Origin of the sequence: Streptomyces sp. SAI-170 (assembly GCF_049739565.1) — a bacterium.
GTDB lineage: Bacteria > Actinomycetota > Actinomycetes > Streptomycetales > Streptomycetaceae > Streptomyces.
The window spans coordinates 5,750,478-5,764,440 of record NZ_JBMGQD010000001.1; the positions used below are offsets into that span (position 1 = coordinate 5,750,478).

The 13,963-nt window shown below is 71.2% G+C and carries 11 protein-coding genes and 3 tRNA genes; 6 read left to right on the forward strand and 8 right to left on the reverse strand.

Going from position 1 to position 13,963, the window contains the following annotated elements:
• The first annotated feature begins 40 nt into the window (after positions 1-40).
• Together dnaG and RKD23_RS25775 are read left to right on the forward strand one after the other, a co-directional pair.
• Positions 41-1,942 carry a DNA primase gene (gene dnaG, locus RKD23_RS25770; RefSeq protein WP_424855826.1) on the forward strand — a complete coding sequence of 634 codons (1,902 nt, stop codon included), beginning with the start codon at positions 41-43 and terminating at the stop codon, positions 1,940-1,942.
• A 110-nt stretch (positions 1,943-2,052) separates the two neighbouring features.
• The gene (locus RKD23_RS25775; protein ID WP_424855827.1) at positions 2,053-3,321 is read left to right on the forward strand and encodes an RNA polymerase sigma factor; all 1,269 of its coding nucleotides are present in this window, start codon (positions 2,053-2,055) and stop codon (positions 3,319-3,321) included.
• A 47-nt stretch (positions 3,322-3,368) separates the two neighbouring features.
• On the opposite strand, the gene RKD23_RS25780 is transcribed toward RKD23_RS25775, so the two are convergent.
• The 4 genes from RKD23_RS25780 to RKD23_RS25795 form a co-directional block, all read right to left on the reverse strand.
• A complete protein-coding gene (locus RKD23_RS25780) occupies positions 3,369-5,297 on the reverse strand; it encodes an ABC transporter ATP-binding protein (RefSeq protein WP_424855828.1) in 1,929 nt (642 codons plus the stop codon).
• Positions 5,297-7,030, reverse strand: a complete 1,734-nt coding sequence (locus RKD23_RS25785) for an ABC transporter ATP-binding protein (RefSeq protein WP_424855829.1) — start codon at positions 7,028-7,030, stop codon at positions 5,297-5,299. Before RKD23_RS25785 ends, RKD23_RS25780 begins: the two co-directional genes overlap by 1 nt.
• 136 nt (positions 7,031-7,166) lie before the next feature.
• The gene (locus RKD23_RS25790) at positions 7,167-8,600 is read right to left on the reverse strand and encodes a xylulokinase (protein WP_424855830.1); all 1,434 of its coding nucleotides are present in this window, start codon (positions 8,598-8,600) and stop codon (positions 7,167-7,169) included.
• Positions 8,601-8,718: 118 nt separating this feature from the next.
• Positions 8,719-9,024, reverse strand: coding sequence for a YtxH domain-containing protein (locus tag RKD23_RS25795; protein ID WP_399641208.1), 306 nt, complete (start codon positions 9,022-9,024; stop codon positions 8,719-8,721).
• A gap of 134 nt (positions 9,025-9,158) precedes the next feature.
• On the opposite strand from RKD23_RS25795, the gene RKD23_RS25800 reads away from it, so the two are divergent.
• The 3 genes from RKD23_RS25800 (at position 9,159) to RKD23_RS25810 (ending at position 9,587) form a co-directional block, all read left to right on the forward strand.
• Positions 9,159-9,231: transfer RNA gene (locus RKD23_RS25800), tRNA-Asn, on the forward strand.
• A 5-nt stretch (positions 9,232-9,236) separates the two neighbouring features.
• Positions 9,237-9,309 (forward strand) — tRNA-Asn (locus RKD23_RS25805).
• Positions 9,310-9,510: 201 nt separating this feature from the next.
• Positions 9,511-9,587: transfer RNA gene (locus tag RKD23_RS25810), tRNA-Ile, on the forward strand.
• A 37-nt stretch (positions 9,588-9,624) separates the two neighbouring features.
• Here the strand turns inward: RKD23_RS25810 and RKD23_RS25815 are convergent.
• The 3 genes from RKD23_RS25815 to RKD23_RS25825 are packed head-to-tail and all read right to left on the reverse strand — an operon-like array spanning position 9,625 to position 11,891.
• On the reverse strand, positions 9,625-10,827 hold the full coding sequence (locus tag RKD23_RS25815; RefSeq protein ID WP_424855831.1) for an MAB_1171c family putative transporter: 1,203 nt from the start codon (positions 10,825-10,827) through the stop codon (positions 9,625-9,627).
• A complete protein-coding gene (locus tag RKD23_RS25820) occupies positions 10,824-11,399 on the reverse strand; it encodes a hypothetical protein (protein ID WP_424855832.1) in 576 nt (191 codons plus the stop codon). The genes RKD23_RS25815 and RKD23_RS25820 overlap by 4 nt, the downstream gene beginning before the upstream one ends.
• A gap of 51 nt (positions 11,400-11,450) precedes the next feature.
• The gene (locus RKD23_RS25825; RefSeq protein ID WP_424855833.1) at positions 11,451-11,891 is read right to left on the reverse strand and encodes a hypothetical protein; all 441 of its coding nucleotides are present in this window, start codon (positions 11,889-11,891) and stop codon (positions 11,451-11,453) included.
• A 207-nt stretch (positions 11,892-12,098) separates the two neighbouring features.
• On the opposite strand from RKD23_RS25825, the gene RKD23_RS25830 reads away from it, so the two are divergent.
• Positions 12,099-12,521: a hypothetical protein gene (locus RKD23_RS25830; protein WP_424855834.1), complete on the forward strand. Its 423-nt coding sequence runs from the start codon at positions 12,099-12,101 to the stop codon at positions 12,519-12,521.
• A gap of 257 nt (positions 12,522-12,778) precedes the next feature.
• Here RKD23_RS25830 and RKD23_RS25835 read toward each other — a convergent pair whose 3' ends face one another.
• A complete protein-coding gene (locus RKD23_RS25835; protein WP_424855835.1) occupies positions 12,779-13,816 on the reverse strand; it encodes a rod shape-determining protein in 1,038 nt (345 codons plus the stop codon).
• Positions 13,817-13,963: the final 147 nt, after the last annotated feature.

Genomic DNA, 13,963 nt, shown 5'->3' on the forward strand with positions numbered 1-13,963 from the left:
GGGGAGCGGCACTGTCACAGCACCCCCGTAGAATTCACGCGTGGCAGGACGGATCAACGACGAGGATGTGAAGGCTGTTCGGGACGCGGTCCCGATCGACGCCGTGGTGTCCGAGTACCTCCAGCTGCGGAACGCGGGCGGCGGCAACCTCAAGGGGCTGTGCCCGTTCCACGACGAGAAGTCGCCGTCCTTCCAGGTCAGCCCGAGCAAGGGACTCTTCCACTGCTTCGGCTGCCAGGAGGGCGGCGACACCATCACGTTCGTGATGAAGATCGACCACCTCTCCTTCTCGGAGGCGGTCGAGCGCCTGGCCGGCCAGGCCGGCATCACCCTGCGCTACGAGGAGGGCGGCTACAACCCCGCCCATCAGCGCGGCGAGCGCATCCGCCTGGTCGAGGCCCACAAGATCGCGGCCGAGTGGTACGCGGAGCAGCTCGCCACCAGCCCCGAGGCCGACACCGGGCGGATCTTCCTCGCCGAGCGCGGCTTCGACCAGGCGGCGGCCGTGCACTTCGGCGTCGGCTACAGCCCCCAGGGCTGGGACCACCTCACCCGCTTCCTGCGCGGCAAGGGCTTCACCGACAAGGAGCTGATCCTCTCCGGGCTCAGCCAGGAGGGCCGCCGCGGACCCATCGACCGCTTCCGCGGCCGGCTGATGTGGCCGATCCGCGACATCGGCGGCGACGTGGTCGGCTTCGGCGCCCGCAAGCTCTACGAGGCCGACAACGGCCCGAAGTACCTCAACACCCCCGACACGGCGATCTACAAGAAGTCGCAGGTCCTCTACGGCATCGACCTCGCCAAGCAGCACATCGCCAAGTCCAGCCGGGCCGTCGTCGTCGAGGGCTACACCGACGTCATGGCCTGCCATCTCGCCGGGGTCACCACCGCGATCGCCACCTGCGGCACGGCGTTCGGCGGCGAGCACATCCGCATCTTGCGACGCCTGCTGATGGACAACGGCTCGGCGCGGGTGATCTTCACCTTCGACGGCGACGCGGCCGGACAGAAGGCCGCCCTGCGCGCCTTCGAGGACGACCAGAAGTTCGCCGCCGAGACCTACATCGCCATCGCCCCGGACGGCATGGACCCCTGCGAGCTGCGCCTGGCCAAGGGTGACGACGCGGTCGCCGACCTCGCCGAACCGCGCACCCCGCTGTTCGAGTTCGCGCTGCGGCAGATCGTGAGCCGCTACGACCTCAACACCCCGGCCGGCCGTGCCGCCGCCCTCGACGAGGCCGCGCCGATCGTCGCCCGCATCAAGAACAGCGGCGCCCAGCACGAGGTGGCCGTCCAGCTCGCCGGCATGCTCGGCATCCTCGACACCCAGTTCGTCGTCAAGCGGGTCGCCCAGCTCGCCCGCTGGGCCCGCGACCGCGGCGGCAAGGGCCCCGCCCCGTCCCGCGGCCCGCAGCAGCCGTCGTACGACGCCGCCCCCCGCCCGGGCGCCTCCGGCCCCGCCCTCACCCTGCGCAACCCGGTCTACGCCACCGAACGCGAACTGCTCAAGCTCGCCCTCCAGCGCCCGGAGCTGGTCTCCCCGGCCTTCGACGCGTACGGCGTCGACGAGTTCACCGCCGCCCCCTACGCCGCCGTACGCCAGGCCATCCTCGACGCGGGCGGCGCGGAGTTCGGCACGCAGGACCCGCAGGAATACCTGGTCCGGGTGCGGGACGCGGCCCCCGACGACACCGTGCGGGCGATGGTGACGGAACTGGCCGTCGAGGCGATCCTGCGCAAGACGGTCGACGAACACTACGCGGGCGTCCAGCTGGTGACGGTCCGTCGACGCGCCGTCGCCCGTCGCCTCGCCGACCTCCAGAGCCTGCTGGCCCGCCTCGGCAACAGCGATCCCGCCCAGTCGGCGGCGGTGCAGAACGAGATGATGGTCCTCACCAGGTACGACCGCGCGCTGCAGGACGAGGGCCCCGGCTCGCTCTGAGCGACCGCCGCAGCTCCGGTGGAGCGTTTGGCGCCCCGTCACGAAGCGACCGCAAAAAGTCACCGCACGCCCCTCGTGGCGGGGATGTGTCGTACCCCACACTGGTTCCGGTGCCTGAGTCCTCGGAGCGCGGCCGATCCGTCCCCCACGGATCCCTCACCCCCGCGGTTCCGCTCATCGCTCACGGGACGGACAGCGGCGAGGCCGCCGACTCCGCTCCCGAAGCAGCGCTGCCGTACCACTCCGCAGCGATCACCCTGGAGGTCGCCCCCGTGCAGACCCAGACCCTCGTCCAGACCGACGCCACCACCGACGGCCCGGAGCCCGACGCCGAGCCGGGCGTGCTCGTCGCCGTACCGCCGCAGGGCCGTGCCCCGCTCCACCCGGAGGCCCCGGCGGAGCCGTCGGAGCCGCCCACCGAGGCGCTGGAGGAGGCCGAGCCCGCGCCCGTACGCGCCGACACCTCCGGGCCCTCCTCCGACCTGTTCCGCCAGTACCTGCGGGAGATAGGCCGTATCCCGCTGCTCACGGCCGCCGAGGAGGTCGAGCTCGCCCGCCGTGTCGAGGCCGGCCTGTTCGCCGAGGAGAAGCTCCTCAACTCACCCGAACTGGACACCCGGTTGGCGCTCGACCTGGACCGGCTGGTCGTGATGGGCCGGATGGCCAAGCGCCGCCTCATCGAGGCGAACCTGCGCCTCGTGGTGTCCGTCGCCAAGCGGTACGTCGGCCGCGGCCTGACCATGCTCGACCTGGTGCAGGAGGGCAACCTGGGGCTGATCCGGGCCGTCGAGAAGTTCGACTACGCCCGCGGCTACAAGTTCTCCACCTACGCCACCTGGTGGATCCGCCAGGCCATGTCCCGCGCCCTCGCCGACCAGGCCCGCACCATCCGGGTGCCCGTCCATGTCGTCGAGCTGATCAACCGCGTCGTACGCGTCCAGCGCCGGCTGCTCCAGGAGCGCGGCTACGAGCCCACGGCGGAGGACGTCGCCGTCCAGCTCGACCTGCCGCCCGAGCGGGTCGGCGAAGTGCTGCGCCTCGCCCAGGAGCCGGTCTCGCTGCACGCACCCGTCGGTGAGGAGGACGACGTCGCCCTCGGCGACCTCATCGAGGACGGCGACGCCGCGTCCCCCGTCGAGTCGGCCGCGTTCCTGCTGCTCAGGGAGCATCTGGAGGCGGTCCTCTCTACTCTCGGGGAACGCGAACGCAAGGTCGTCCAGCTGCGCTACGGCCTCGTCGACGGCCGCCCGCGCACCCTGGAGGAGATCGGCCGCATCTTCGGCGTGACCCGGGAGCGGATACGGCAGATCGAGTCCAAGACCCTGAACAAGCTCCGTGATCACGCTTTCGCGGACCAGCTGCGAGGCTACCTGGACTGAGGGGGCTCAAAAGGAAAGGGGCCGCCACCCGGCGGCCCCACCCCCGCTCAGTCCACCTCGGCCACCGCCTGCGCGAACTGCGCCTTGTACAGCCGCGCGTACGCCCCGTCCGCCGCCAGCAGCTCGGCGTGCGCGCCCTGCTCGACGATCGAGCCGTTCTCCATCACCAGGATCGTGTCCGCGTCCCGGATGGTGGAGAGCCGGTGCGCGATCACGAACGACGTACGCCCGTGGGCGAGTTTGGCCATCGCCTTCTGGATCAGCACCTCGGTACGGGTGTCGACCGAGGACGTGGCCTCGTCCAGCACCAGGATCACCGGGTCGGACAGGAACGCCCGCGCGATGGTGATGAGCTGCTTCTCGCCCGCGCTCACCCCCGTGCCCTCGTCGTCGATCACGGTGTCGTAGCCGTCGGGCAGCGTCCGGATGAACCGGTCGGCGTGCGCGGCCCGCGCGGCCTCCTCGATCTCCCCGCGGGTGACCTCGCGCCCGGACCCGTAGGCGATGTTCTCGGCGATGGTGCCGCCGAACAGCCAGGTGTCCTGGAGCACCATGCCGATCCCGGAGCGCAGTTCGTCCCGGGACATCTTCGCGATGTCGACCCCGTCGAGGGCGATCCGGCCGCCGGACACCTCGTAGAACCGCATGAGCAGGTTCACCAGCGTGGTCTTGCCCGCGCCGGTCGGGCCGACGATCGCGACCGTCTGCCCCGGCTCGACCGTGAGCGACAGGTCCTCGATGAGCGGCTTGTCGGGGTCGTAGCGGAAGGACACCTGCTCCAGCGCCACCCGCCCGCGCAGCTCCTCCGGCCGCACACCCGGCACCGGGTCCGCCGACTGCTCGTCCGCGTCGAGGAGTTCGAAGACCCGCTCGGCCGAGGCGACACCCGACTGCACCAGGTTCGCCATCGACGCCACCTGCGTCAGCGGCATGGAGAACTGCCGCGAGTACTGGATGAACGCCTGCACGTCACCGATCGACAGCGACCCGGTCGCGACCCGCAGACCGCCGACCACCGCGACCAGGACGTAGTTGATGTTCGAGATGAACATCATCAGCGGCTGCATGATGCCGCTGTTGAACTGCGCCTTGAACCCGGCCTCGTACAGCGCCTCGTTCTGCTCGGCGAACGCTTGCGCCGACTCGTCCTGCCGGCCGAACACCTTCACCAGCGCATGGCCGGTGTACATCTCCTCGATGTGCGCGTTCAGCTTGCCGGTGGTGCGCCACTGCTGCACGAAGTGCGGCTGCGACCGCTTGCCGACCCGGGTCGCCACCACGAACGACAGCGGCACGGTCACCAGCGCGACCAGCGCCAGCAGCCAGGACACCCAGAACATCATCACCAGCACACCGACGATGGTGAGCACCGAGTTGATCAGCTGGCCCATCGACTGGTTGAGGGTCTGCCCGATGTTGTCGATGTCGTTGGTGGCCCGGCTGAGCACCTCACCGCGCTGGCGCTTGTCGAAGTACGACAGAGGCAGCCGCGACAGCTTCGTCTGCACGTCCTCGCGCATACGGAACATGGTGCGGTTGACCGCCCGGTTCACCAGCCGGGTCGCCACCGCCATCAGCAGACCGGCGGCCACGAACACACCGAGCGCGATCAGCAGCACATGCCCTACGGCGGTGAAGTCGATGCCCTCGCCGGGGGTGAAGTCGGTGCCGCGCAGCATGTCGGCGATGTCGCCGTCGCCGCGCTCGCGCATCGAGTCGAGCACCTGCTCCTTGGTCGGGCCCGGCTCCATCTGCCGGCCGACGATGCCGCCGAACACCAGGTCGGTCGCCCGGCCGAGGATCTTCGGCCCGGCCACCGACAGGCCCACGCTGATCACCACGCACAGCAGCAGCGCGTAGATCGTCAACCGTTCCGGCCTGAACTGGGCGACGAGCCGTTTGCCCGAGCCCTTGAAGTCCATCGAGCGCTGATCGGGGCCGCCCCCGGCCATCATCCGCCCCATCGGCCCCGCCATCAGGCAGCCTCCGCTTCCGTCAGCTGGGAGAGCACGATCTCCCGGTAGGTCTCGTTGTCCGCCATCAGCTCGTGGTGCCGGCCCGTGCCGACCACCCGGCCCTCGTCCAGGACGATGATCCGGTCGGCGTCCCGGATGGTCGCCACCCGCTGGGCGACGATCACCACGGTCGCCTCGGCCGTCTCCCGCGACAGCGCGGCACGCAGCGCCGCGTCGGTGGCGTAGTCGAGCGCGGAGAACGAGTCGTCGAACAGATAGATCTCCGGGCGCTGCACCAGCGTGCGCGCGATGGCGAGGCGCTGGCGCTGACCGCCGGAGACGTTGGTGCCTCCCTGCGCGATCGGCGCGTCCAGGCCGCCCTCGAGACCGGCGACGAACTCCTTGGCCTGCGCCACCTCCAGCGCGTGCCACAGCTCCTCGTCGGTGGCGTCGGGATTGCCATAGCGCAGGTTCGTCGCCACGGTGCCCGCGAACAGATACGGCTTCTGCGGTACGAGGCCCACGACCCGGGCCAGCAGCCGCGGATCCACCCCGGCCACGTCCACGCCGTCGACCAGCACCTCGCCCTCGGTCGCGTCGAACAGCCGCGGCACCAGACCCAGCAGGGTGGACTTGCCGCTGCCGGTCGAGCCGATCACGGCGGTGGTCTCACCGGGCCGGGCCACCAGGTCGACGTTCTTCAGGACCGCCTCCTCGGCACCCGGGTAGCGGAACCCGGCGCCGCGGATCTCCAGATGGCCGTGCCGGCGCAGCTCGCGCACCGGGTTCACCGGCGGCACCACACTGCTGTCCGTGTCCAGGACCTCCTGGACGCGCTCGGCGCACACCTCCGCGCGCGGCACCATCATGAACATGAACGTGGCCATCATGACGGCCATCACGATCTGCATCAGATAGGCGAGGAACGCCGTCAGATCGCCGATCTCCATCCCGCCGCTGTCGATGCGGTGCGCGCCGAACCACACCACCGCGATCGACGACAGGTTCACCACCGTCATGACGATCGGGAACATCAGCGCGAGCAGCTTGCCGGTGCCCAGCGACATGTCGGTCAGCTCGGTGTTCGCCTTCCGGAACCGCTGCTGCTCGTACTCGTCGCGGACGAACGCGCGGATCACCCGGTTGCCGGTGATCTGCTCGCGCAGCACCCGGTTCACGGTGTCCAGCCGCTCCTGCATCGACCGGAACAGCGGCCGCAGCGCCCGCACGATCAGCGTCACGCAGATGCCCAGCACCGGCACCACCGCGACCAGCACACCCGACAGCGGCACATCCAGACCGAGCGCCATCACGATGCCGCCGACGCACATGATCGGCGCCGATGCCAGCAGCGTGAACGCCATCAGCGCCAGCATCTGCACCTGCTGGACGTCGTTCGTCGTCCGGGTGATCAGCGAGGGCGCGCCGAAGTGACCCACCTCACGCGCGGAGAACGACTGCACCCGGTCGAACACCGCCGCCCGCACGTCCCGGCCGAGCGCCGAGGCCGTACGGGCGCCGTAGTACACGGCACCGACGTTGCACACGACCTGCACCAGCGAGATCGCGATCATCAGGGCGCCGAAGGAGAGGATGTAGCCCGTGTCCCCGTTCACGACACCGTTGTCGATGATGTCCGCGTTCAGGGTCGGCAGGTAGAGGGTGGCGCAGGTCTGCAGGAACTGCAGCAGCACCAGCAGGGCGATGGGTTTCCTGTAGGGCCTGAGGTAGGTCCGCAGAAGTCGTATGAGCACGTCGCTTCTCTCGGAAGTGGGCGAAAAGACGGTCGGCGAAGGGGCGGTCGGTCGCCCTTGGCACCTATCGTCGAACACTCCACCCGCGTTACCTCAACTGATTAACCCATCAGGCGTGTGCTACGGGCCCCCGGACCTAGGCGCGGAACGCCCCCGGGTGGGTCTGCTCCCGCACCGACACGAACTGCTGGCGTACGGCCTGCCCCACGGCCAGCTCCTCGCCCGGGTCGAGCACCTGGGCCGCGGCGCCCTGCCAGGCCGGCGGGGTGCGCGGGTCGAGCGTGCCCTGGGAGACGCCGAGGGCCCAGGCGGCCTGCCGGGCGGCGCCGATCGCGGCGTAGTCGGCCGGCTGCGGCACCACCACCCGCGCCCCGAACAGCGAAGGCGCGGCCGCCTGCACCGCGGGCAGCTCGGCGGCCGGGCCCAGCAGGAAGATCCGCCGCACGTCCACGCCCCGGCCGCGCAGCACGTCGAGCGCGTCGGCGAGCCCGCACAGCATGCCCTCGAACGCCGCCCGCGCCAGATGCTCCGGCCGCATCGCCTCGCGCCTGAGACCCGCGAGGGTGCCGGCGGTGTGCGGCAGGTTCGGGGTGCGCTCGCCCTCCAGGTAGGGGAGCAGCACCAGCCCGTGCGCGCCCGGCGTCGACTTCATCGCCAGGTCGGACAGGCTCTCCAGATCGGGCAGCCCGAGCAGCTCGGCCGTGCCCCGCAGGGTCCGTACGGCGTTCAGCGTGGTGACGACGGGCAGGTGCATGCCGGTCGCGTCGGCCAGGGAGGTGATCGTCCCGGTGGCGTCGTGCAGCGGCTCGGGGTGCACGGCCATCACGGACCCGGAGGCGCCCAGCGACACCACGGCGTCCCCGAAGCCGACCCCGAGCCCGAACGCGGCGGCCATGGTCTCGCCTGTTCCCGCCGAGATCAGCAGTCCCTCCGGCGTCGTACCGGCCGCCTCCGAGGGGCCGATGACCTCCGGCAGCATCGCCTGGTGGCCGAGCGCCAGCTCCACCAGATCGGGCCGGTAGGCGCCGGTGGTCGCCGACCAGTAGCCGGTCCCCGACGCCCCGCCCCGGTCGGTCGTACGACGCACCGGGCGGCCGAGCAGCTGCCAGACGAGCCAGTCGTGGGCCTGCATCAGCATGGCCGTGCGCTGGGCGTTGTCCGGCTCGGTCTTCTGCAGCCAGCGCAGCTTGGTGACCGGGTGCGCGGCGGTGGGGACGCAGCCGACGGCCTGCGCCCAGGCCTCCCGGCCGCCGAGCGCGTCGACGAGGTCGGCCGCGGCGACCTGCGCCCGCTTGTCGCCGCCGATCATCGCCGGGCGCACGGTGGCGCCCTGTGCGTCCAGCGGGACCACCGCGTTGGCCTGCGCCGAGACCCCGATGGCCTGCACGCCCTCCAGCAGGCCACCACCGGCCGCCTCGCCGAGCGAGAGCAGCCACGTCTGTGGGTCCACGTCGGAGCCCTCTGCTGGGTGAGGTGCGTACCCCTGCCGCAGTACGGCCCCGGTGTCCGTGTCACAGACGACTATGCGCGTGAAATCGGGTGAGCTGTCCAACCCGGCGACTATCCCCATGAGCCTAGATTTTGCCGTACCCGGCGACCGTGGTGGTGCGTGTGGTTCGAGGGGTGCGGGTCGTGTGTGGCTGGTCGCGCAGTTCCCCGCGCCCCTGGGTGGGTCGACCCGAGGTCCTCTACGTGTTCGTGGTGCCCCAGTCGTCCTCCTCCGGGAAGCTGCCGTTGCGGTCGCGCAGGTGGCGGACCCGGTCGGCCACGGAGGCCGGGACGCGGTCGCCGACCTTCTCGCTGACCGTGTGGATCGCCTTGCCGGCGAAGTGGCGGCCCTGGTGGGCGGCCGACTCGGCGGTGTTGCGGACGGCAGGATTCTGCGCGACCTGGCGTGCGGACTTCTTCAGCTGTTCGTAGCGCTCGCGCCCGGCACGTGTGCCGAGCACGTAACCAAGCGCCAGTCCGGCGACGAACGTGAGCTTGTAGCGCATGGCCGAGCCACCCTTCCGTCATGAGGGAGTACCGATTGGCGGAGCACCCCCCTGCTTGCGCTAATGTATGTGTCGCAGCGAGCGAACGCCCCCTGGCGAATACCCAGGTAGGTACGTTCGATGCAACGAGGCATTCCTCCGTAGCTCAATTGGCAGAGCAGCCGGCTGTTAACCGGCAGGTTACTGGTTCGAGTCCAGTCGGGGGAGCTCGGTCCTCCGTAGCTCAATTGGCAGAGCAGCCGGCTGTTAACCGGCAGGTTACTGGTTCGAGTCCAGTCGGGGGAGCATCGTGAACGAGGACCCCGCCGGGGTCCTTTTTCATGTCCGGCTTCCACGGGTTGCGGGCCCGGGGGAACCGCCGGGAGTCCGGCGGAGTCCTCATGGTCACGAAGGCCGTGCGAAGCCGACCATGCCGGAGCAGGAGATCGTATGAGCGGCTATGCTGCGGCAGACGGCGCGCACACATGTACGCGACACGCCGCTTTGGGGGCGGTAGCTCAGCCGGTTAGAGCAGCGGACTCATAATCCGTCGGCCGTGGGTTCGAGTCCCACCCGCCCCACCAAAGCACTTCCTGCAGGAACGTTCTGACCTGCGTGACCTCAGTGATCGGCCGGGACTGTCAGGGCCTCCGCGGTGCTGAGGACCAGGGGATGCCGGAAGTGGTCGGCCAGGAGTTCCATCCACGCGAGCGTGTCGCCGCCGGTGTCGGTGCCTCTGGAGCAGGGCTCCACATTTCCGCCGGGCGCCGGGGCCGGCCGGGCCGGGGACGCCTGGGCGATGGCGCAGCGCAGTCCGACGGCCTTGGTGGCCGCGTCCAGGCCGGGTCCGGTGAAGCCGTGGGCGGAGAGCCGCTCCCGCGCGGTCGCCTCGACGGCGGGGCTGCGGAACGGTTCCAGGGCGAGCAGCGCGTCGCTGATCTCGATCGCGTACCGGTACAGCACGAGTTCGGGCTCGGCCCGCAGCGGCTCCGGCAGCGGCAGGACGACCTGGGGGACGGCGGCGCACAGCGTCCGCCACAGCGGTTCGAGACGGCGCAGCCGGCGGCGGGCGGCACGGGCGTGCCGGCGGGCCGCCAGGGCCGGCCAGGCGATGCCCGTGCCCGCCAGCAGCAGGGAACCGGCCAGCAGGACCTGGGTGGTGGGCACCACCACGGCGTCCTCGAACAGCGGTGTGCCGGAGTCGTGCAGGGCCAGGTAGGCGCCCCGGTGCAGGGCGTAGACGAGGGCGGTGGCCGCGCCCGCGCCGAGCAGGTTCAGCGACGTGCGCAGGGGGCCCGGCGGGGCCTGCCGGTGGTGGCGCAGGCACAGCACGCCGACCGTGGTCACGCCCCGCAGCACATAGCCGGTGAAGACGGCCCAGTAGACGACGAGGGCCGCCGAGTGACCGGTGGTCAGCAGGTACTCGTCGCCGCTCGGCCGGGGCGCCAGGAAGAACGCCGTGATCATGGTGGCGGCGGCCAGCGGCAGCGGCAGCCGGTCGCGGGCGCGGCGGCGGACGGGCGCGCCGGCCGCTGCGGACATGTGGCGCACGAACCCGGTCAGACAGGTGATCGCGGAGATGCCCAGCAGATGCCCGAGGAGATTGGTGAAGCTCTGCACGCCGGTCACGCTGTCGATCGGGCGGCGCACCAGCGGAACCCCCACCGTGACCGACAGGGTGACCAGCGCGACGACCCCGGCGAGCAGCCGGGACGGCGCCGCCTCCGGCAGGGCGCGGTTGCGCAGCGCCCGGTAGCCGGTGTGCAGGGTGAGCGGCCACATCGGAACCAGCAGGACGACCTCGTAGGTCCGGATCGGGGTCATCGGGGGCGCACCGTGCCGAGGGCGCGGGCCCATCGGTCGAGGACGTCCGAGCCGTGGTCGGGCGGGGGAGCGGTGCGCGAGGCGCCGGCGGCCGAGCGCTGATGGATCAGAGTGGCCATCAGTTCGGCCTGCCGCTCCTGGAGTTCGGTGTAGTCGGTGCGGCCGCGGGCGAGCAGTCTGCGCACCATGGCGGGGTCGAGGCCGGGGAAGAGGGCCTCCATCCCGGGCCCGGACAGGTCGTCGTCGCGCCCGGCCCGGTGGTCGAGCAGCAGGTGGGAGATCTCGTGCAGGATGATGTGCCGCTGGTGGAAGGCGCTGGTGGACGTCTCGTAGAAGATGTGGTCGGCCTCGCCGAGACTGATCCACAGGCCGCACAGGCCGGCGGTGGCTCCCGCCGCGCTCGGCAGCGGTGACAGGGTCAGTGCTCTGCCGTGCCGCTCCTCGATCGCGGCGCACAGGGCGTCGATCGTCGGGGGCTGCGACGGGTCGAGCGGGAGGTCGTCCAGGATGGCGTCGCACCTGGTGCGGAAGTCGCTCCAGGTGTCCGTCCGTGCTCGTCTGCCGTCCCCCATCGTGCCCCCCGACCCCGTCGACGACGTGCGGCGCGATCATAACCGGCCGGGTCAGACGCCTTTGTCGTCGTGCTGTCGTGGCTGGTCGGCGGCCTGTTCGACGAGGCCGCGCACCACGTCCAGGCCCTCCGCGCTGAGCGTGGCCACGGCCGCCGCGCGCAGGGCGACCGCCTTGACGTCGTTGTTGCGCATGGCCGTGATGAGGGCGAGCTGGGCCATGGTGCGGTCGGCGACGGCGTCGTCTACGAAGTAGCCGACCGGCACACCGAAGAAGGCCGCGAGCGCGCGCAGGGTGCCGATGGTGGGGTTCGGTGCCTTGCCGTTCATCAGCATCGACAGCCGGCCCACCGAGAGGGAGACGCCTCCCGGGTCCTCGACCGCCTTGATGCCCTCGACGACTTCCTGGAGCGTGTGGCGTCTGCCCAGCGGCTGTACGTGCTCGAAGAGGTACTCGAGCCGGGCGGCCAGCCGCTGCCCCTCGGTCTCACTCACGGTCGCTCACCTCTCGTGCCTGCTGTGGTGCGGGCATTATCCCGTCTGGCGGGCGGGCTCGGTGGCGCTGCACATATATGTGAAGCCTGCGGGGTTCGGTGTGGCGTGATGTCCTTCCAGTGACTCTATTTGCCCGAAGGGCTTTCACTTTAGTGAAAGTCGTGGCTAGTGTGGGCCCCGTAACAACCACACCGAAGGAGACTTCACATGGCTGGAACGTTCGGCAAGGTGGCGGCTGCGGCGGCAGCGGCGGCGGCGGTCGTGACGCTCGCGGGAGGCCAGGCGAGCGCGGCGGACGCGGCGTACAACACGCGGAGTGTGTACCTGGACGGTGCACCGGTCCCCAGCGATCCGCCCGCCTGTGTCTCCAGGAGCATCTACCTGGCCGCCGGCAACTACACCTGGACCCAGATCCTCAACAGCTCCCGCACCCCGTCCCGTGACATCTACCTGGCCGCGGGCACGTACACCTGGAAGGACTGCATCAGCGCCGGCACCGGCTACTACCTGCAGAACTCCAGCCTCACCAAGTCCGGTGGCGGCACGGCCTGGCTCAGCGACCCCAACCACCTGGACCTGTCCGCCGGCACGTACACCATGGGCTCGCTGCTGGACCCGCACTTCATGTGATCGACACCCCGAGCGCCCCGGGGCGGGCCGGCCACTGGCCGGTCCGCCCCGGCGGCTTTCCTCCCCGAGGACCCTCGGGCGCCCCGGGCCGCCCCCGCATAGGGCCCGGGATGCGGCTGACCGTCAGGACAACGACGAAGCCCTTCGGGTGGCCGGGCGGTTGACGGAGGATCTGGGCCGCCTTGCGCCGTAGGGGTTCCGTCGTCTTCGGGTGCCGCGTCGTCGTGGCTTGTCGCGCAGTTGCCCGCGCTCCTCGGCTACGTGCCCGTGGGGTCCAGTTCCAGGGGCTGGATCCTGCCTTCCAGCATGACGCCGAGGCCTTGGACGGCGCACACGTCGGGTCGTTCGGCGATGTGGACCGGCATGCCGGTGGCCTGGCGGAGCATCTGGTCGAAGCCGGGGAGCAGGGCGCTGCCGCCGACCATCATGATGCCGCGGTCGGCGAGGTCGGCGACCAGGTCGGGCGGGCAGTCGCGCAGGACCTTGCCGATGCCGTCGAGGACGGCGGTCAGCGGGGTCTGGATGGCGTCGCGGACCGCGGCCGTGTCGACCTGGACCGAGCGGGCGAGGCCGGTGGCGACGTCGCGGCCGTGGATCTCGGTGGAGGCCGGTCCGTGCGGGGTCAGGCCGTTGCCGGACAGGGCCAGCTGGAGAGGCCGTACCGACTGGCTGGGCAGCATCAGCTCGTGCTCGTGGCGCAGGTGCTGCACGATCGCGTGGTCCACGGCCTCGCCGCCGACGGGCAGGCGTGCGGCGGTGACGATCGAGCCGAGGGAGAGCACGGCGACCTGGGTGGCGGCGGCACCGCAGTCCAGGACCATCGTCGCCTCCGGCTGTTCGACCGGGAGGCCGCATCCGACGGCGGTGGCGATGAGGGTGTCGACCAGCTCGACACGGCGGGCGCCGAGGCCGACGAGGGTCTCGATCGTGGCGCGCTGGGCCAGCGGGTCGGCGTCGTGCGGGGTGCAGGCGGCGGCCCGCAGGAACGGCTTGCGGCGCAGCTGGCGGCGGATCTTGTCGCCGATCAGGTGCCGCAGCATGCGCTGTGCCATCTCGATGTCGACGACCGTGCCGCCGGAGACGGGCCGGACAACGCGGATGTAGTGCGGGGTGCGGCCCGTCATCTTCTCCGCGAACTCGCCGACCGCGATCAGTGCGCCGGTGCGGGTGTTGACGGCGGCGGCGGACGGCTGGTCGACGACCAGCCCGGCGCCCTTCACGTACACCCGCGTCCGCGCCGCGCCCAGGTCGACGGCGAAGTGGCAGCGGCGCAACTGCTCCAGACTGGCGGTCATTGGCAGAGTCCTCCCGAGAGCGCGGACCGTGGGGCCGCCCGGGGGCGGGCCTCGCTGTGCGGGCCGCCGGGCCGGCGGGCCGTACACGCATCGTGCGGGGGCCGTGGGGGCGGGCGCCTTCTGGGATGCGCCGGGCGGGGCGCCGCC